Raw genomic sequence first — 17,317 nt, forward strand, 5'->3', positions numbered from 1 at the left:
GCCGTTCTGCGCGGGCGCCACGCATCCTGCTATTGAACTTGACGTCGGATTCAATTATACAGGTCGGCAAGAGCGCGGTCCCGTGATCTCGGGCCCCTGCCCCAGCCTCGCCCGCCACCGAGAGGGTTCGCTGTGAACGTTGCACAAAGAGTCGCCGTCGTCACCGGAGGTGGCGCAGGCATCGGCAGCGCGCTGGTCGCACGGCTCGCTCGGGAGGGTGCCCGGGTCGTCGTCGCGGACCTCGACGCGGACGGCGCGCGGGCGGTGTCGGAGAGAGTCAACGCCGACCGTCCGGGAAGCACCGTCAGCGCCGGCGCGGACGTGTCGGACACCGAGCAGATCCAGCGGTTGGTCGACCTGGCGGAGAGCGCCTTCGGCCCGGTCGATCTCTACTTCGCGAACGCGGGCATCGCCGGGGCGCCCGGCCTCGACGCGAGCGAGCAGGACTGGGACCGTTCGATCGACGTCAACCTGCGAGCACACATCCGCGCGGCAAGGCTGCTGGTACCGCGGTGGCTCGAGCGGGGTGAGGGCTACTTCGTCAGTACGGCCTCGGCGGCCGGACTGCTCACCCAGATCGGCTCCGCCACGTACGCCGTCACCAAGCACGCGGCCGTCGCCTTCGCCGAATGGCTGAGTGTCACCTACGGCGATCGCGGGGTCCGTGTCAGCTGTCTGTGCCCGATGGGGGTGAACACCAAGCTGCTGTTCGCCGGGGAGGACTCCGGAGACGCGCTGGGAAGGGCTGCGACGCGGGCCGTCACCTCCGCCGGTGACGTCCTGGAGCCGGCCGAAGTCGCCGACGCCGTCCTGGCCGCCGTCGAGGACGAGCGCTTCCTCGTCCTGCCGCACACGGACGTTCTCGAGATGTACAAGCACAAGGGCTCGGACTACGACCGGTGGCTGCGCGGAATGCGCCGGTATCAGAGCTCCCTGCTGGCGCAGGCATGACCGGCGCGCCGGGCGACCTCGTCCTCGCCGAACACCGAGGGCCGGTGCAGGTGCTCACGTTCAACCGGCCCGCCAAGCTGAACGCCTGGACGGACGAACTCGAGGACCGCTATGTCGCGCTGCTCGACGCCGCCGAGGACGACCCGGACGTACGCGCCGTCGTGGTCACCGGCGCGGGACGCGGATTCTGCGCCGGAGCCGACCTGCAACGACTGCGGGCGGTCGGCGAGGTGTCCGAGGCGGACAGGGCACGGCGCCGTCCGCGGGACGTTCCGCGGACCCTGCGCAAACCACTGATCGGAGCGATCAACGGAGTGGCCGCCGGCCTGGGCATGGTGGAGGCGCTCTACTGCGACGTTCGCTTCGGCTCGTCCGCTGCCCGGTTCACCACGGCATTCGCGCAACGCGGGCTGATCGCCGAGTACGGGATCTCCTGGCTGTTGCCCCGGCTGGTGGGGCACAGCCGGGCGGCGGACCTGCTGCTGTCGAGCCGCATGGTGGATGCCGAGGAGGCCTTCCGTGTCGGACTCCTCGACCACCTGGTCCCCACCGGCGGCGTGGTGGATGCCGCCGTCGCGTACGCAGCCGATCTGGCGAGCCGCTGCTCCCCGGCCTCCATGGCCACCATCAAGAGCCAACTGAGCAACGACGCGGACGGCACCTACGCCGATTCCGTGACCCGGGCGGAAGGCCTCATGCTCCAGGCGTTCCGCGGGTCCGATGTCGTCGAAGGCGTGGCCAGTCACCTGGACAGGCGCCCTCCCCGCTTTCCCTCCCTACCCGTCAGGAGTTCGGATGTCCCTGTTTGAGATGTCGGACCGCGCCGAGAAGTACCGGGCGGATCTGCTCGAGTTCATGGATGCGCACATCTACCCCGCCGAGGCGGTGTACCACGAGCAGATGCGCGCCTCGGGTGACCCGCACTTCCACCCGCCGATCCTCGAGGAGCTCAAGGCGGAGGCGCGCAGGCGCGGGCTGTGGAACCTTTTCCACCCGCACCCGGAGTGGGGCCCGGGCCTGACGAACTTCGAGTACGCGCCGCTGGCGGAGATCATGGGCCGCAGCCACATCGCCTCCGAGGCGTGCAACTGCAACGCGCCCGACACCGGCAACATGGAGGTGCTCACGCTGTTCGGCACCGAGGAGCACAAGGAGAAGTACCTCAAGCCCCTGCTCGACGGAACGATGGCCTCGGCCTTCGCGATGACCGAGCCCGCGGTCGCCAGCTCCGACGCCACCAACATCGAGCTGCGGATGGAGCGCGACGGCGACGCCTACGTGCTCGACGGCCGCAAGTGGTTCGCCTCGAACGCGATGCACAAGAACTGCAAGGTGCTCATCGTGATGGGCAAGACCGACCCCACGGCGGCCCCGCATCGCCAGCAGTCGATGATGGTCGTCCCGATCGACGCCCCCGGGGTCACCGTGGTCCGCAACCTCCCGGTGTTCGGGTACGCGGACCGCGAGGGCCATGCGGAGATCGTCTTCGAGAATGTCCGGGTGCCGGCCAAGGACCTGCTCAAGGGGGAGGGCGAGGGGTTCGCGATCAGCCAGGCCCGGCTCGGCCCCGGTCGTATCCACCACTGCATGCGGGCCATCGGCGCGGCCGAGCGGGCGCTGGAACTGATGTGCCGTCGCGCACAGTCACGGGTGACCTTCGGCAGCCCGGTTGCCGAACGGTCCAACATCCAGGACTGGATCGCGGAAGCGCGCATCGACATCGAGATGATCCGCCTGCTCACGCTCAAGGCCGCGTATCTCATGGACACGGTCGGGAACAAGGAAGCACGCACCGAGATCGCGGCCATCAAGGTCGCTGCCCCCAACATCGCGCTGAAGATCGTCGACCGCGCCATTCAGGTGCACGGGGGAGCGGGAGTGACCGACGACTTCCCCTTGGCGATGATGTACGCGGGACTGCGGACGTTGCGGCTGGCGGACGGTCCGGACGAGGTGCACAAGCGGGCCATCGCCAGGCAGGAACTGCGGCAGTACCGCGACACGGCGACGGCGGCGGTGAGCTGAGATGACAGGACTCGATCTCACCGGTCGGACCGCCGTTGTCACCGGGGCCTCGCGCGGTATCGGGCTGGCGATCGCCCGGGCCCTCGCCGCGGCCGGCGGAAACGTCGTCCTCACCTCCCGTTCCCAGGAGGCGGCGGACGCCGCCGCGGCTCAGGTCGAGGGCACAGCGGTCGGCGTCGGTGCGCACGCGGTCGACGAAGAGGCGGCCAGGCGCTGTGTGGATCTGACGCTCGAGCGCTTCGGCAGCCTGGACATCCTCGTCAACAACGCGGGGACCAACCCGGCCTACGGGCCGGTCATCGACCAGGACCACGGTCGGTTCGCGAAGACCTTCGACGTGAACCTGTGGGCGCCGGTCCTGTGGACGGGTCTGGCCACCCGGGCCTGGATGGGGGAGCACGGCGGAGCTGTCGTCAACACCGCGTCGGTGGGCGGCATGGTCTCCGAGGCGAACATCGGGTTGTACAACGCCTCCAAGGCCGCGCTGATCCATCTCACCGGGCAGCTGGCCCTGGAACTCTCGCCGAAGGTACGCGTCAACGCCGTGGCACCGGGTGTGGTGCGCACGAAGCTGGCCGAGGCGCTGTGGAAGGAACACGAGCAGGCGGTGTCCGCCTCGGTGGCGCTGGGCCGCATAGGAGAGCCTGCCGACATCGCCTCCGCGGTCGCCTTCCTCGTCTCGGACGCCGCGAGTTGGGTCACGGGCCAGACCATGGTGATCGACGGGGGGCAACTTCTCGGTGACGCCCTCCCGTTCAGGCAGGGGGCCGGCGTCGGTGTCTAGCGCGGACATCGTCGGAATCGACGCCGCGGCGGTGGGCCGCTGGTTCGCGAGGTGGCCCGCGAGGCGCGGATTCTGACCGCCCTGGAGGGCACCGCCGTCCCGACCCCACGGGTGCTCGGGCTGACCGGTGATCCCTCCGTGACCGATGTCCCGCTGCTGCTCATGGAGTTCGTGGACGGCGAGGTCGTCGCCAGGATGCGGTCTGGCCGGCCACAAGCCGTACGCGCGGCGTAGCGCGAACTGACGCTCGTGCACGGCGACTTCCATCTGCGCAACGTCATCACCTCCCACGACAGCGGGGAGGTGACCGCGGTGCTCGACTGGGAGCTGTCCACGCCGGGGGATCCGTCGGCGGACATGGGCACCCTGCTCGCCTACTGGCCGGCCAAGGGTGAGGACACCCCTGGCGACCTCGCCGCGACGGCTCTCGACGGCTTCCCGCCCCGTGAGGAACTCGTGGCGGCCTACTCGGCGGCCTCGGGACGCGACCTGACGGCGCTGGGCTACTCGCATGCGATGGGACCTGTGGAAGGTAGCGATCATCGCGGCGGGCGTCATGCGCCGTGCGATGGACGAACCGCGGAACAGGGCCGCGTCCGGGACCCCGACCGCCGAGCGCATCGACGCACTGGTGGCGAAGGCCCACGAAGTCGCCGACACGCAGGTGTCTGAACCGTCGGCGGCGATGAGCTGGTTCGACGACAGGCCGTGATGAGTGAGGAGAGCCGAAGCATGGCCGGACTGCCAGAAATCCTGGCCCTCGACGAGGTCGGGCCGGACCGGTTCCGGTCCGGCCCGGTCCCCAGCGAGTGGGCACGGACGTTCGGTGGCCAGACAGCGGCCCAGGCGCTGATGTCCGCGGCGCGCACCCTGGACCGGTCGTACTCGGCTCACTTGCTGCACGGGTACTTCCTGCGGCCCGGCCGTCCGCATGAGCCGACCGACCATCTGGTCGAGCGGCTCCGCGACGGCGGCAGCTACTGCACCCGCCGGGTCACCGCGGTCCAGGCGGGGGAGATGATCTTCACCGTGACGGCGTCGTTCCATCGGGGGGACGAAGGGTTCTCCCACCAGGTGGCCATGCCGAGGGTGCCGGCACCTGACGACATCCCGGAGTCCGACCGCATCAACGGCTGGGGCATGCCGCGGCCGGCGGAGTGGCGCCACTGGGAGATGCGATGGGTGCCCGGGGGCGAGGCCGGCCACGTCCCGGCAACGCCGGCCTGCCAACGGGTGTGGATCCGGTACGGACCTCCGTTGCCGGACGACGGTGCCGTACACGCCTGTGCGCTGACCTATCTCAGCGACATGGCGCTGCTGGGTTCCGCGCGGCTGCCGCACCCCCCGACCGCCGTACAAGGTGCGTCGTTGGACCATTCGCTGTGGTTCCTGCGTCCTTTCCGCGCCGACGAGTGGCTGCTGTACGAGCAGGTCTCGCCCTCGGCCGAGCACGGCCGGGCGCTCACCCGCGGAAGGCTGTTCGACGCGGGCGGGCGTCTGGTGGCCGCCGTCGCGCAGGAAGGACTCATGCGCTTCGACCGGCCCCGGCGGGACGGCGGTGACAGGAAGCTGTAGCTGTCGTCCGCCGCGCCGTCTGTCGCCGACCCGGGGTGGGACGGTCGGGTGCCCTCGCCGTACTTTCCGTCGTGTTCACGCTCGGCCGGGGGTGCATCAGCTGAGGGGCTCGGCGAGGACGGCCTTGCGGTGGCTGAAGGTCTCGATGGAGTAGCGGCCGTGGTAGCTGCCCATGCCGCTTTCGCCCACGCCCCCGAACGGCAGGTCGGAGATGGTGAGATGGGCCAGCGGCAGGCCGAACCCGAGGCCGCCCGAGGAGGTTTCGGCGGCGAGCCGCTCCCGGGTCGTGTCCGATGCGGTGAACGCGTACAGCGCCAGCGGCTTGTCGCGGTCGTTGATGAACCCGATGGCCTCGTCGAGCCCGGCCACCTCGACGATCGGGAGGATCGGACCGAAGATCTCCTCCTGCATCACCGGTGCGTCCGGGGACACCTCGGCCAGAACGGTCGGCGCGATGTACTTCGTCGCGCGGTCGTACACGCCGCCGGTGGCCGGACGGCCGGAGTCGAGGAGAGCGGTCAGCCGGTCGAAGTGGCGTTCGTTGACGATGCGGCCGTACTCGGGGGAGGCGGCTGGGTCGGACCCGTACAGCCCCTCGATGGCCTTGACCAGGGCGGCTTCCAGAGCAGGCGCGGTCTCGGGATCGGTGAGGACGTAGTCGGGCGCCACGCAGGTCTGCCCGGCGTTGAGGAACTTCCCGGCCGCGAGGCGGGCGGCGACAATGTCCAGGTCGGTGCCCTGGTCCACGAACGCCGGTGACTTGCCGCCCAGTTCGAGGGTGACGGGCGTGAGGTGCCGGGCGGCCGCGGCCATCACGACGCGGCCGACCGTGCCGTTGCCGGTGTAGAGGATGTGGTCGAAGCGCTGCTCGAGCAGAGCGGTGGTCTCCGGGACCCCGCCTTCGACCACGGCGACCGCGTCGGTGTCGAGGTACCGCGGTACGAGGCGGGCGAGGGCGGCCGAGGTGGCCGGGGCCAGTTCGCTGGGCTTGGCGACCACCGCGTTGCCCGCGGCCAGGGCACCGGCCACCGGGGCCAGCAGCAGCTGCGCAGGGTAGTTCCACGGTGCGATGACCAGGACGACGCCCAGGGGGTCGTACTGCGTCCAGGCACTCGCCCCGCCGATGAACGCGGGGACGGGGGCCGGTTCGGGGCGCAGCCACCCGTCCAGACGCTCCAGGGTGTGGTCGATCTCGCGTACGACGAAGTCGATCTCCGTGCGGTAGGCCTCGGTGGAGCTCTTTCCCAGGTCGGCGTGGAGCGCCGCGGCGAATGTCTCCCCCTGTTCGGTGAGCAGGGTACGCATCCGGTGCAGCTGCTCGGTGCGCCAGGCGACGGGCTTGGTCCTGCCGGAGCGGAAGGTGGCGCGCAGCCGGGTGACGAGTTCGGCGGGCTGCTCGGGTGACGGGTTGTTCATGGTTTCCTCACAGGTGCGGTACGTGGACGAGGCCGTTGTCGCCGTGCCGCGGGGCAGCCCGGGCGCGGCGGCGGGCAGGGGGATCAGCTGCGGTTCAGGGCGTCGATGAGGTGCCGGGCGAGTTGCTCGGAGGAGGCGGGATTCTGGCCGGTGTGCAGATTGCGGTCCGCCACGACGTGCTCGCTGAAGGGAGCGGCGGCGCGGAAGTCGGCCCCCAGCTCCACCAGGCGATCCTGAACCAGCCACTTGGCCTTGCCGGCGAAACCGGCCGCGGCCTCCTCGTCGTTGGTGAAGCCTGTCATGCGGTAACCGGCGAACGGCCAGCCGCCGTCCTCGCGCCGGGCGGCGAGCAGGGCCGCAGGGGCGTGGCACAGCACGCCGAGCGGTTTGCCGGAGTCCAGTGCGGTGGTGAGCAGGCGACCGGAGTCGGCGTTGACGGCGAGGTCCTCCATGGGGCCGTGTCCACCGGGGTAGAGGACGGCGGCGTACACGTCGAGGTCGACCTCCTCGACCTTGACGGGGTTCTCCAAGTCGGCGCGGATGGAGGCCAGGTACCCGGCGATCGCGTCGGCGTGCTCCTCGCCGCCGGTGGACCGGGCGGCCAGGCTGACGGCGTCGACGGTCGGAGCCACCCCGCCGGGTGTGGCGATGGTGACGTCGAACCCGGCCTCGCGGAACAGCCGGTGTGGTGTGGCGAGTTCCTCCGCCCAGTAGCCGGTGGGGTGCAGGGTGCCGTCGGCGAGCGTCCAGTGGTCGGCGCCGGTGACGACGAACAGAACTGCGGTCACAACTGTCTCCTTCTACGTATGCGCGGGTCGCGCTGGTGGGAGGTAAGGGCCGGTGGTGCGGATCGCGGTGGGCTCTTCAGGCAGCGGTGGTGGCGGCCGGCTCCCGCGCGGGCAGGTGTTCCGTGCGGGGCGCCTGTCGTCCGTGCGCGAGGCCGGCCAGCGAAAGGGCCAGGACGAAGGCGAAGGCGACACCGGCGAGGGTGAAGCTCAGGGTGAACTGGCTCTCGGCGGGCAGTGGGGGCACTCCGGCCGGAAGGTTCTCGATGGTTCTGGAGGCGAGCAGTGAGGTGACCAGCGCGCTGCCGACCGCGCTGCCGACGGACCGGGAGATGGAGTTGATGCCGTTGGCGATGCCGGTCTGGTGGGGTGGCACCCCCGCGACGATGAGGGCGGGCATCGCGGCGTACCCGAGGCTGATGGCCGTTCCGACAGCCATGCCGGCGCCGATGACCGAAGGGGTCGAGGCGTGTGCGGCAGCCAGCCACGCGAAGCCGGCGATGCCCGCCGTCGCGCTGAGGGAGAGGGTGAGGCGTGGGCCGATCCTGCGGATCAGCAGGCCACCGAACTGGGAGGCGACGAGGGAGGCGACGGTGCTGGGCAGCAGGTATTCGACGGAGGCGCGGAGCACGGGGGCGCCGAAGCCGTAGCCTGCTATGTCCCTCGGCACCTGCGCCAGGTACGAGACGCCGAGGAACTGGGTGAACATCCCGAATCCCACGAAGAGGCCCGCGAGGTTGCTGAGGAGCACCGGGCGGTGGAGGAACATCCTCATGTCGACCATGGGTTCGCGGACGCGGCTCTCCGTGAAGCTCCAGACGCCGGCCATGAGGACCGCGCCGGTGAAGCTGCCCAGCGTACGGGCGGATGTCCAGCCCCACTCGTGACCCTGGGAGATCGGCAGCAGCAGGAGAACCAGGAAGAGGCCGAGGGTGAGGGCGCCGAGTATGTCGATGCGTCCCCCGGTCTTGTTGCGGCCGGCCGGTACGAGGAGGACGACGACGAGCAGGGTGACCACGGCAAGACCGGTGGCCAGCCAGAAGACGCGGTGGTAGTCGGCCTCCTCGCCGCGGGTCAGCAGGCCGGTGGTGACCAGCGCGAAACCGCTGCCGAAGGCCAGGGTGCCGCTGACCAGCGCCATCGCTCCCGGCAGACGGCGGGCGGGGACCTCCTCGCGGAGCACCGACAGAGCGAGCGGGAAGATCGCGGTGGCGGCCCCCTGCAGCACGCGGCCGACGATCAGCCAGAGCAGCGAGTCGGTCGTGGCGGCCAGGACGGAGCCGGCGATCATCACCACCAGCACGCCGATGAGGGTCGGCTTCTTGCCGTGCTGGTCGCCGAAGCGGCCGAGCAGCGGGGTGAAGACGGCTGCCGAGAGCAGGGTGGCGGTGGTCACCCAGCTGATCTCGGCGGAGCCGGCGCCGAGGCTGCTCTGGATCAGGCCGAGAATCGGCACCACCAGTGTCTGCATCATCGACACGATCATCGCGGCGAGGCTCAGGGCAAGCACGACCGCGGTCTCGGCTCGGCGTCGGCCGTGCGGCGGAGCAAGGGGCTGTGACACGGGTGCTCTCTCCGGTGCGGTGCGGGGCGTTACGGCGGGAACCCGGCAGAGGAGTGGTCGAGGATTAGATGCTTTATACAGTCAAGCAATGACGGTGACGGTAAACCTCAATGGTTTAGGAAGTCAAACATTGAGGTGCGCCTAAACTTGAGGCATGGCCCACACCCCCGCGCCGCCCGTCGACCGCTCCAGTGACCCTGCCCACGACGCACTCATGGAGCGCTTGGCCCGCGCAGCCGCCGGTTACTACCGGGACCTGACAGCGGCGGCCGCACTGCACGGGCTCACCATGACGCAGGCCAAGATGCTCATCCTGCTTCGGCAACCGCTGCCGATGCGCGCCCTCGCAGGTCGGCTTGGCTGCGACGCCTCCAACATCACCGGACTCGTCGACCGCCTGGAGGCGCGTGGGCTGGTCTCCAGACACGCCGACGCGGGCGACCGGCGGATCAAGAACGTGGTCGCCACCGAAGAGGGACGGCAGGCGGTCCGTCTCATCCGCGCCGACATGCGGGCCACTTCGGCAGCCTTCGCGCGGCTGGACGAGGAGGGTCGCCGCAGTCTCTACGAACTCCTGGGGCGCCTGCACCCCGAGGAGACGACCTGATCGCGGCCGGGGGCGGCGACCGGCGTATGCGCCGTATGCCGCCTCGCTCCACGGTTCGTGGTGGACGACATCGCCGGGGGCTTCCTCGTGAGGCCCCCACTGAGCTGTGCCCCGGGCGTCTCAGCCGGGCGGCGCCGACAGATGGATCAGGATCCCGCACACCTCGTCCACGATCTCCAATGCCTCCGTCTCGTCCCCGCAGTCGCCCAGCTCGCGTGCCGCCCCGCCGATCACGGTGGTGAGCACGCTCACCCGCACCCGGCCGGCACGGCGCTTCTCGTCCACCTGAAGGAGCCGGGCGTTGCGCCGTACCCACGCGCGGTCCCACTGGCGGCGCAGGGCGTCGAAGCCCGTGGGGCCGTCATTCTCCACGAGGAGTCTGCCGATGCGCCGGTTGTCCCAGACGCCCTCCAGATAGGCCCTGGCTCCCGCCACGAAGAGGGCGATGGGGTCGTCCACGCCGCGGCCACGCTCGGCGGACAGCGTGGCCGCGGTCCGGCGCTCCTGTTCCTCCCGGAACTCCTCCCAAAGAGCGAGGTAAAGCCCTCGCTTTCCGCCGTAGTGCTGGAAGAGGCTGCCCACCGGGATGCCTGAGCGCGCCGCGATCTCGGGGAGACCGGCGTCGGCGTAACCGCGCTCGGTGAACACCTCCAGCGCGGCGTCGAGAAGCGCGTTCCGGATCGTTCGGTTCTGCCCGGCGGGTACCTCCGGCAGACCCGTGTCCTCCCGCGGGTCCGGCAGCTGATGTGCCGTCTCGGTCCCGGCAGGCTCCACGATGCCGCTCACTGGTGATCCTCACCTTCTCCGGCGCCGTCGCGGATGGCGAGGGCGACCAGCAGGTCCAGGAGGTCGGCGATCCGGCGCGGATTGCGCCCGGTGCGTTCCTCGATCCGGCGCAATCGGTAGTGGGCCGTGTTGTGGTGCACCCGCAGCCGGTCGGCGGCCAGCCGCAGGTTGAGGTCGGCCTCCGCGAAGGCCCGTATGGTGGCCGCCAGCGTGTCACCACGTCTGCGGTCGTCCTCCAGCAGCTCCTGTACGCGGGGATCGACCAGCTGGCGGGCGAGGTCGTCCGCGCGCAGCGCCAGGTAGTCGAAGGGGGACAGGCGCGGCAGTGCCGCCACCCCGCCCCCGCTCGGCACGAGGTCGAGGGCGGCCCGTGCCTCCTCGTAGGCGCGCGGCAGTTCGCCGGCGCCTTTGGCGACTGTGCTGATGCCCATGGAGAGAATGATCCCCTCGCTCGCGAGCCGTCGCTGCACCGCCTCGAAGTGGGTACAGATGTCCTCCGCGTCCATGCCGGTGCGGACCACGGGCACGGCCACCACCTCGCCGTGGCGGACGACGACCAGGGTCCGGCCTGCCCAGGGCCCGGCGATGCCGATGGACGCGCTGGTCGCGTAGCCGTGCTCGGCCGAGGCGCGGTCTCCGGTGCGGGTGTCGCCCACGCACACCGCCACGACCGCCGTCATCGGCGAGTGCGGTCCGATGCCGTACGCCTGCGCCGCCGCGAGCAGCGGACCGCGTGTCGGTGCCGTGCCGGCCAGGAGTTGGTCGAGGAGGTCCCGGCGCTGCCCGTCCGCGTCGGCGACCACGTGCTGTTCGTACTCGACATAGGCCTGCGCGGCATGGGTGCTGGCGTAGTCGACGTACCGCATCAGCGGGGTGACGAGGGACAGCGCGGCCTGCTGCGCCTCGGCGGACGTGCCCGCGCACTCCAGCAGCGCGTCCCACAGCACCTGGCGGCCCACCCGGAAGGCACTGATCCAGTCCTCGAGGGCGAACCCCGCCCGTGCTCTGCGCATGGCCGCCGCGCGGCTGAAGACCAGGTCTTCGGGGGCGATGTCCCGGTCCCCGGCCAGCGCCGCAAGCTGCATCCGGTAGTGGGTGAGGACCTGGTCCCGTACGTCGTCGAAGAACCGCTCGTCCTGCAGCGCGTAGGACGGGATCTCCGTGCGCATGACCGCGACGGCGGTCTTCGCCACGTCTCCGAGCCGGTCCTGGACCGCGTGCAGGATCCGGTGCCGCTCCCGGCTGAGGGGTTCGGTCAGGGCGGGGCCGCCGAGAGTGGGTCCGCGAGGCATGGCGCCGATAGTCGCCGCCTTCCTCGTGTCCCGTCAACAGGCTCGGCGGGCGGCATGTCGGGGGAGCTGGGCGCGGCGCACAAGTCGGTGGCCGCGAAGTTGGGTGCTCGCACCCAATGTGCGCTCGGAAGGCCCCCACCTACTGTGACGCTCGCCCACCCCCCCAGCACCTCGGAAGGGGCGTCACTCATGCTCGCGGTCGACGGTATCAGCGTGCGCTTCGGCGGGATCACGGCACTGGACGGTGTCGCGTTCACCGTCGAGCCGGGCACCGCCGTGGGGCTCATCGGACCGAACGGAGCCGGCAAGACCACCTTGTTCAACTGCCTCACCAGGCGCTGCACCCCTGATGCGGGGACGGTGCGATACGAGGACGAGGACCTGCTCGCCCTCCCGCCGCACTCCGTGGCAGGGCGCGGCATCGCCCGCACCTTCCAGAACCTCGGTCTGTTCCCCCGTCTCACGGTCCGGGAGAACGTCATGGTCGGCGCCCACAGCCGGGGGCGCACGGGACACCTCGCCGCGACGCTCCGGTTGCCCCCCGTCCGGCGGGAGGAGAGGAAACTACGTGACCAGGCAGACGAACTGCTCCAGCGGCTCGACCTGGCGGAGGTGGCCGACCACCCCGCCTCCGGGTTGCCGTTCGGCACGCTCAAACGCGTCGAACTCGCCCGGGCGCTCGCGGTACGGCCCCGGCTGCTGCTGCTCGACGAACCCGTCAACGGACTCAGCCACGGCGAGGTCGGCCAATTCGCGGATCTGGTCCGGTCGGTGCGCCAGGAGTTCGACCTCACGCTCGTGGTGGTCGAACACCACATGGGGTTCGTGATGGGCCTGTGCGACAAGGTGGTCTGCCTCGACTTCGGACGCAAGATCGCCGAGGGCTCGCCGGAGGAGATCCAGCGCGACCCGGCGGTCATCGAGGCGTACCTGGGGGTGGCGGCATGACGGAACCCACCGCCGACAGCACCAAGGCCGCGCAGGCGACTGCGGAGCCGGACTTCCTGCAGGTGACCGGCCTGCACGCCGGATACGGCCAGGCCCGCGTGCTCCAGGGGCTCGACTTCTGCGTCGCCCGTGGCGAGGTCTGCGCGATCCTCGGCCCCAACGGCGCGGGCAAGACGACGACCCTGCGCGCCCTGTGCGGCATGGTCCGCGGACGCGGCTCGGTGACCTTGGACGGTACGGAGCTGCTGGGCCGCTCGCCCGAGCAGACCGCCCGTCTCGGCGTCGCGCACGTACCCGAGGGCCGGGGCACCTTCAACGACCTGACCGTCGAGGAGAACCTGCGCATCGGCGCCCACCTGCGCACCGGGCGGTGGCGGCGCGACGGCCGCGCCGAGCGCGCGGCCGTCGCCTCCGACCTGGAGCGCATCTACGGCTACTTCCCCAAGCTCCGCCAGCGGTCCAGGCAGGCCGCGGGCAGCCTCAGCGGCGGCGAACAGCAGATGCTCGCCATCGGCAGAGCGCTGATGCTGCGCCCCTCGCTGCTGCTCCTGGACGAGCCGTCGCTGGGCCTCGCGCCGCTGGTCACGCGCGAGCTGTTCGAGATCGTCCGTGCCGTCAACGAGGAGGAACGCACCACCGTGGTCGTCGTCGAGCAGAACGCCCAACTCGCGCTGGATGTCGCGCACCGGGCCCACGTACTGGAGGCCGGCCGCCTGGTGCTGTCCGGGCCGTCCCAGGAGATCCGCGAGGACGGGCAGGTCGCCGAGGTGTACCTCGGTGTCTCCGTCCGCTCCGGAGAAGGCGGGTGAGCGCCGTGACCGAACTGCTCCAGCAAGTGGTGGAAGGCGTCGGCTCCGGTGCGGTCTATGCCAGCCTGGCGCTGGCGCTGGTACTGATCCACCGGTTCACCGGGATCGTCAACTTCGCACAGGGTGAGCTCGCCATGATCTCCACCTACGTGGCGTGGCAGCTGATGGCGTCCGGGATGTCGTTCTGGCTGGCGCTGACGGTGACCCTGGCGGTGTCCTTCGCCGGCGGCATGCTGGTCGAACGGATTGTCATCCGCCCGGTGCAGAACGCGCCCGAACTCACGATGGTCATCGTCACGGTGGGCCTGTTCATCTTCGTCAACGCGATGGCCGGTCTGATCTGGTCGTTCACCGTGAAGGACTTTCCCCAGCCCTTCCCCGACGGAGGGATCGACCTGGCCGGAGTACGCGTGGACTGGTCGAGCCTCGGGATCATCGCGGTGGTGGCCGGCGTGATGGGCCTGCTGTACGTGCTGTTCCAGCACACCTCCGCCGGCCTGGTGATGCGGGCCGTCGCCGCCAATCCCGCCTCCGCCCGGTTGTCGGGCATCAGGGTCGGCCGCGTGCTGATGCTCGGCTGGGGACTGGCCGCGACGGTCGGCGCGGTGTCGGGTGTGCTCGTCGCCCCGGTGCTGTTCCTGGAGCCCAACATGATGGGCGGGGTGCTGATCTACGCCTTCGCCGCGGCCACCCTCGGTGGCTTCGACAGCCCGGTCGGCGCGGTCGTCGGCGGCCTGTTCGTGGGCGTCGCCGAGACGCTGGCCGGGGCGTACGTGGACGTCATCGGCGCCGACCTGAAGGTGGGCGTACCCCTGGTGATCATCCTGGCGGTGCTGCTGGTGCGGCCCCAGGGCCTGTTCGGACGGGCGGCGGTGGAGCGCGCATGAGCACCATCACCGCAACACCCGGCACCGACCGCGCCCGCCGCCTGCGGGCCGCGCTCACCGCGCTGCTCGCAGCGGGCGTCGCCCTCGGCGCACCGTTCTACTTCGCCCCCTTCCAGGTCTTCCAGCTGACCATGGTGCTGCTGTACGCCGTGGCACTGGCCGGACTGAACCTGCTGGTCGGGTTCGGCGGGCAGATCTCCCTCGGGCACGGCGCGTTCTTCGCGGCAGGGGCCTACACGGCGGCGGTCATGCTCGACCGGTACGAGACCGGCCACCTGGCCACGCTGCCGGTCGCGGCCGTCGGATGCTTCCTGCTGGGCCTCGGTTTCGGCGTGCCGGCCCTGCGTCTGCGGGGGCTGTATCTCGCCCTGGTCACGCTCGCATTCGCGGTGTTCCTGCCACCGCTGCTCAAGCGGCTCGAACCGGTGACAGGCGGCTCCATGGGACTGACCGTGGACAAGCTGCAGGCGCCCGCGTGGAGCGGGCTGGCCGAGGACCAGTGGACGTACTTCGTCGTCCTCGCCGTCACCGCGGTGGCTCTGCTGCTCGCCCGCAACCTGCTGCGCTCCCGCGTCGGCCGGGCCCTGCTCGCCATGCGGGACAACGAGAGCGCGGCGGAGGTCATGGGCGTACGGCTGTCGCTGCACAAGACCCTCGCCTTCGCGTGGAGCGCGCTGTTCGCGGGAGTCTCCGGGTGCGTCTACACCTGGGTGATCGGCTTCGTCTCGCCCGACTCGTTCGGCTTCGTCCTGTCCATCACGCTGCTGGCCGGCCTGGTGGTGGGCGGGCTCGCCTCGCTCTACGGGCCGCTGCTCGGGGCGGCGTTCGTGATGTACGTGCCGAGCGTGGCCCAGGACATCAGCGACGCGGCGCCCGGTGTGGTGTTCGGCCTGCTGATCATCGCGGTGATGTTCGTGGCCCCGACGGGACTGGCCGGTCTGGCGGGCCGTCTCCGAGGTGTCGCCGTCAGTCGCTTCACCCGCACCACCATGCCCGCCACCGACGACCGGGCGCCCGACTCCGAACCGTCCGCGGCCGCCGCCCCGGCGGATCCCGCACCTGTCGATGCCGAACCCGTGGGCGCACTGCCCCGCACGGAAGAGGAATGAACCACATGCGCAAGACGACCACTCTGCGGGCGGCCGCGGCCGCCTCCGCCGCCCTGCTCCTCGCCACCGCCTGCAGCAGCCAGCGCGGGCAGGACGACAAGGACGCCTCAGCCGACGGAGCGTGCCAGGGCCAGCAGACCACCGGTATCACCGACAAGGCCATCAAGCTGGGCGGCATCTACCCGCTGTCGGGGCCGGCCTCCGCGTACGGCACGATCAGCAAAGGTGTGAGCGCCTACTTCAAGCACGTCAACGACCAGGGCGGCATCGACGGCCGCACGGTGGAGTTCACCGTCCGTGACGACGGCTACCAGCCGCCCAAGGCGGTCGAGGAGGCCCGCAGACTCGTCGAGCAGGAGAAGGTCTTCGCCGTCTTCCAGACCCTGGGCACCCCGTCCACGGCCGCCGTGTGGGACTACCTCAACAAGCGCAAGGTGCCGCAGCCCTTCGTCGCCACCGGTGCCTCCGTCTGGGGTACCGACGACAAGCACCCGTGGACCACCGGCTGGCAGCCCAACTACATCGCCGAGGCACGGGTGTACGCCAAGTACCTCAAGGAGGAGAAGCCCGAGGCCGAGGTCGCCGTCCTCTACCAGAACGACGACTTCGGCAAGGACCTGCTCGGCGGATTCAAGGCGGCCGTCGCCGGCGGCGGTATCAAGGTGGTCGCCGAGGAGAGCTACGAGGTCACCGACCCGTCCGTCTCGGCACAGATGACGAGCCTCGCCCGGTCCAAGGCGGATGTGCTGCTCGACATCACCACGCCCAAGTTCGGCAGCCAGGCACTCGCCGCCGATGCCAAGAACACCAAGTGGAACCCGCTGCACATCGTCAACAACGTGTCCTCGTCCGCCACCGTGCTCAAGCCCGTCGGGTTCAAGAACGTCCAGGGCGTGGTCTCGGCGACCTACTTCAAGGACCCCGCCGACCCGCAGTGGGCCGACGACGAGGAGATGAGGACGTACACCGAGGCGCTGCGCAAGTACGCGCCCGACTCCGACCCGGCCAACCAGTTCAACGCCTATGGCTGGGCCGCCGCCTCCAGCCTGCACAAGGCCCTGGACGCGATGGAGTGCCCGACCAGGGAGGGGCTGCGGGACGCGGTGCGCAACCTCAAGGACGTCAAGGTGGACATGCTGCTGCCCGGCGTCACCCTCTCCACCGGGCCCGATGACGCCTTCCCGATCGAGACGATGCAGCTGATGCGGTTCAAGGGCGAGCGGTGGCAGCTGTTCGGCAAGCCGGTGGACACCCGCAAGGAGTTCGGCCCGCTGGCGAAGTGAGCCGGCGGGGGCGGTCCCGGTCGATGCCCTGACCTCTCGGGACCGCCCCCGCCCGTCATGGGAGGCCAGAGGGGGAACGCGACGCCCGCCGGGCCGGGACCTCGCGGCCCGTGGGGATGCCGATCAGGCCCCGGGGCGACCAGCTCGGCGCGGATCCCACGCGGCGCACCCTCCTCGGCGGCGCGCACGTCCATGTCCGCGTCGTCCGCAACCGGCTGCGCCGGGGCACGGGCACCGCCGGGCAGCCCAGCCGGGCCCTGGCGGCACGGGGGCCGGGGACGCCTCCGCAGGGCCTGGCGGGGCTGCGCAGGGCGAAGGCCCGTAGCGGCTCGTCGTGAGGGGGCCGGCGTGCCCGATGTCATCCCTCATGCCCGCCACGCCACGCCACGCGGCGGGCGAGGCCGCGGCGTCCGCCAGATGTCCATAGGCTTACATGGTCAGCAGGTCGCGTGCATTCGGGAACGCCGAGCCACCGCCACGGACGCCGTCATGCCGG

General features: G+C 70.7%; 19 protein-coding genes and 1 pseudogene. 15 read left to right on the forward strand and 5 right to left on the reverse strand.

Annotation, left to right across the window (positions count from 1 at the left end):
* Positions 1–132 precede the first annotated feature (132 nt).
* The 8 genes and pseudogenes from ACFY2L_RS24215 (at position 133) to ACFY2L_RS24250 (ending at position 5,335) form a co-directional block, all read left to right on the forward strand.
* A complete protein-coding gene (locus tag ACFY2L_RS24215; protein WP_390657441.1) occupies positions 133–951 on the forward strand; it encodes an SDR family oxidoreductase in 819 nt (272 codons plus the stop codon).
* Positions 948–1,760, forward strand: a complete 813-nt coding sequence (locus ACFY2L_RS24220) for an enoyl-CoA hydratase-related protein (RefSeq protein ID WP_390823343.1) — start codon at positions 948–950, stop codon at positions 1,758–1,760. The genes ACFY2L_RS24215 and ACFY2L_RS24220 overlap by 4 nt, the downstream gene beginning before the upstream one ends.
* Positions 1,747–2,976: an acyl-CoA dehydrogenase family protein gene (locus ACFY2L_RS24225; RefSeq protein ID WP_390823344.1), complete on the forward strand. Its 1,230-nt coding sequence runs from the start codon at positions 1,747–1,749 to the stop codon at positions 2,974–2,976. The genes ACFY2L_RS24220 and ACFY2L_RS24225 overlap by 14 nt, the downstream gene beginning before the upstream one ends.
* Position 2,977: 1 nt before the next feature.
* Positions 2,978–3,760 carry an SDR family oxidoreductase gene (locus ACFY2L_RS24230; protein ID WP_390823345.1) on the forward strand — a complete coding sequence of 261 codons (783 nt, stop codon included), beginning with the start codon at positions 2,978–2,980 and terminating at the stop codon, positions 3,758–3,760.
* 39 nt (positions 3,761–3,799) lie between these two features.
* On the forward strand, positions 3,800–3,994 hold the full coding sequence (locus ACFY2L_RS24235; protein WP_390823500.1) for a phosphotransferase: 195 nt from the start codon (positions 3,800–3,802) through the stop codon (positions 3,992–3,994).
* Positions 3,995–4,009: 15 nt separating this feature from the next.
* Positions 4,010–4,177, forward strand: a pseudogene (locus tag ACFY2L_RS24240) (phosphotransferase family protein); the annotation flags it as partial.
* 94 nt (positions 4,178–4,271) lie between these two features.
* Positions 4,272–4,472, forward strand: coding sequence for a hypothetical protein (locus ACFY2L_RS24245; RefSeq protein ID WP_390823514.1), 201 nt, complete (start codon positions 4,272–4,274; stop codon positions 4,470–4,472).
* Positions 4,473–4,492: 20 nt separating this feature from the next.
* The gene (locus tag ACFY2L_RS24250) at positions 4,493–5,335 is read left to right on the forward strand and encodes an acyl-CoA thioesterase (protein ID WP_390823346.1); all 843 of its coding nucleotides are present in this window, start codon (positions 4,493–4,495) and stop codon (positions 5,333–5,335) included.
* A 96-nt stretch (positions 5,336–5,431) separates the two neighbouring features.
* On the opposite strand, the gene ACFY2L_RS24255 is transcribed toward ACFY2L_RS24250, so the two are convergent.
* The 3 genes from ACFY2L_RS24255 to ACFY2L_RS24265 all read right to left on the reverse strand — a co-directional run bounded on the left by ACFY2L_RS24255 (position 5,432) and on the right by ACFY2L_RS24265 (position 9,100).
* On the reverse strand, positions 5,432–6,751 hold the full coding sequence (locus ACFY2L_RS24255) for an aldehyde dehydrogenase family protein (RefSeq protein WP_390823347.1): 1,320 nt from the start codon (positions 6,749–6,751) through the stop codon (positions 5,432–5,434).
* Between the two features lie 83 nt (positions 6,752–6,834).
* Complete coding sequence (locus tag ACFY2L_RS24260; RefSeq protein WP_390823348.1) at positions 6,835–7,539, reverse strand: type 1 glutamine amidotransferase domain-containing protein; 705 nt, start codon at positions 7,537–7,539, stop codon at positions 6,835–6,837.
* A gap of 76 nt (positions 7,540–7,615) precedes the next feature.
* The gene (locus ACFY2L_RS24265) at positions 7,616–9,100 is read right to left on the reverse strand and encodes an MFS transporter (protein WP_390823349.1); all 1,485 of its coding nucleotides are present in this window, start codon (positions 9,098–9,100) and stop codon (positions 7,616–7,618) included.
* Positions 9,101–9,254: 154 nt separating this feature from the next.
* On the opposite strand from ACFY2L_RS24265, the gene ACFY2L_RS24270 reads away from it, so the two are divergent.
* Positions 9,255–9,707: a MarR family winged helix-turn-helix transcriptional regulator gene (locus ACFY2L_RS24270; RefSeq protein WP_390823350.1), complete on the forward strand. Its 453-nt coding sequence runs from the start codon at positions 9,255–9,257 to the stop codon at positions 9,705–9,707.
* 120 nt (positions 9,708–9,827) lie between these two features.
* On the opposite strand, the gene ACFY2L_RS24275 is transcribed toward ACFY2L_RS24270, so the two are convergent.
* On the reverse strand, positions 9,828–10,493 hold the full coding sequence (locus ACFY2L_RS24275) for a TetR/AcrR family transcriptional regulator (protein ID WP_390657452.1): 666 nt from the start codon (positions 10,491–10,493) through the stop codon (positions 9,828–9,830).
* Positions 10,490–11,785, reverse strand: a complete 1,296-nt coding sequence (locus ACFY2L_RS24280) for a PucR family transcriptional regulator (RefSeq protein WP_390657453.1) — start codon at positions 11,783–11,785, stop codon at positions 10,490–10,492. Before ACFY2L_RS24280 ends, ACFY2L_RS24275 begins: the two co-directional genes overlap by 4 nt.
* A 189-nt stretch (positions 11,786–11,974) precedes the next feature.
* Here ACFY2L_RS24280 and ACFY2L_RS24285 point away from each other — a divergent pair, with 189 nt between their 5' ends.
* The 6 genes from ACFY2L_RS24285 (at position 11,975) to ACFY2L_RS24310 (ending at position 17,159) form a co-directional block, all read left to right on the forward strand.
* Positions 11,975–12,733, forward strand: coding sequence for an ABC transporter ATP-binding protein (locus ACFY2L_RS24285; RefSeq protein ID WP_390657454.1), 759 nt, complete (start codon positions 11,975–11,977; stop codon positions 12,731–12,733).
* Complete coding sequence (locus tag ACFY2L_RS24290; RefSeq protein WP_390823351.1) at positions 12,730–13,542, forward strand: ABC transporter ATP-binding protein; 813 nt, start codon at positions 12,730–12,732, stop codon at positions 13,540–13,542. The genes ACFY2L_RS24285 and ACFY2L_RS24290 overlap by 4 nt, the downstream gene beginning before the upstream one ends.
* On the forward strand, positions 13,539–14,429 hold the full coding sequence (locus ACFY2L_RS24295) for a branched-chain amino acid ABC transporter permease (RefSeq protein ID WP_390657456.1): 891 nt from the start codon (positions 13,539–13,541) through the stop codon (positions 14,427–14,429). Before ACFY2L_RS24290 ends, ACFY2L_RS24295 begins: the two co-directional genes overlap by 4 nt.
* Positions 14,426–15,538 carry a branched-chain amino acid ABC transporter permease gene (locus ACFY2L_RS24300; protein ID WP_390823352.1) on the forward strand — a complete coding sequence of 371 codons (1,113 nt, stop codon included), beginning with the start codon at positions 14,426–14,428 and terminating at the stop codon, positions 15,536–15,538. Before ACFY2L_RS24295 ends, ACFY2L_RS24300 begins: the two co-directional genes overlap by 4 nt.
* A gap of 5 nt (positions 15,539–15,543) precedes the next feature.
* Positions 15,544–16,821 (forward strand): ABC transporter substrate-binding protein, encoded by a 1,278-nt coding sequence (locus tag ACFY2L_RS24305; protein WP_390823353.1) that lies wholly within the window; start codon positions 15,544–15,546, stop codon positions 16,819–16,821.
* A gap of 110 nt (positions 16,822–16,931) precedes the next feature.
* A complete protein-coding gene (locus ACFY2L_RS24310) occupies positions 16,932–17,159 on the forward strand; it encodes a hypothetical protein (RefSeq protein WP_390823354.1) in 228 nt (75 codons plus the stop codon).
* The last annotated feature ends 158 nt before the right edge of the window (positions 17,160–17,317 follow it).

It is taken from the genome of Streptomyces sp. NPDC001381 (genome assembly GCF_042895685.1).
GTDB lineage: Bacteria > Actinomycetota > Actinomycetes > Streptomycetales > Streptomycetaceae > Streptomyces.

Coding starts and splice junctions, on each gene's coding strand:
- ACFY2L_RS24220 (WP_390823343.1), top strand. CDS start 948: ATGACCGGCGCGCCGGGCGACCTCGTCCTCGCCGAACACCGAGGGCCG.
- ACFY2L_RS24225 (WP_390823344.1), top strand. CDS start 1,747: ATGTCCCTGTTTGAGATGTCGGACCGCGCCGAGAAGTACCGGGCGGAT.
- ACFY2L_RS24230 (WP_390823345.1), top strand. CDS start 2,978: ATGACAGGACTCGATCTCACCGGTCGGACCGCCGTTGTCACCGGGGCC.
- ACFY2L_RS24245 (WP_390823514.1), top strand. CDS start 4,272: ATGCGATGGGACCTGTGGAAGGTAGCGATCATCGCGGCGGGCGTCATG.
- ACFY2L_RS24250 (WP_390823346.1), top strand. CDS start 4,493: ATGGCCGGACTGCCAGAAATCCTGGCCCTCGACGAGGTCGGGCCGGAC.
- ACFY2L_RS24255 (WP_390823347.1), bottom strand. CDS start 6,751: ATGAACAACCCGTCACCCGAGCAGCCCGCCGAACTCGTCACCCGGCTG.
- ACFY2L_RS24270 (WP_390823350.1), top strand. CDS start 9,255: ATGGCCCACACCCCCGCGCCGCCCGTCGACCGCTCCAGTGACCCTGCC.
- ACFY2L_RS24280 (WP_390657453.1), bottom strand. CDS start 11,785: ATGCCTCGCGGACCCACTCTCGGCGGCCCCGCCCTGACCGAACCCCTC.
- ACFY2L_RS24285 (WP_390657454.1), top strand. CDS start 11,975: ATGCTCGCGGTCGACGGTATCAGCGTGCGCTTCGGCGGGATCACGGCA.
- ACFY2L_RS24290 (WP_390823351.1), top strand. CDS start 12,730: ATGACGGAACCCACCGCCGACAGCACCAAGGCCGCGCAGGCGACTGCG.
- ACFY2L_RS24300 (WP_390823352.1), top strand. CDS start 14,426: ATGAGCACCATCACCGCAACACCCGGCACCGACCGCGCCCGCCGCCTG.
- ACFY2L_RS24305 (WP_390823353.1), top strand. CDS start 15,544: ATGCGCAAGACGACCACTCTGCGGGCGGCCGCGGCCGCCTCCGCCGCC.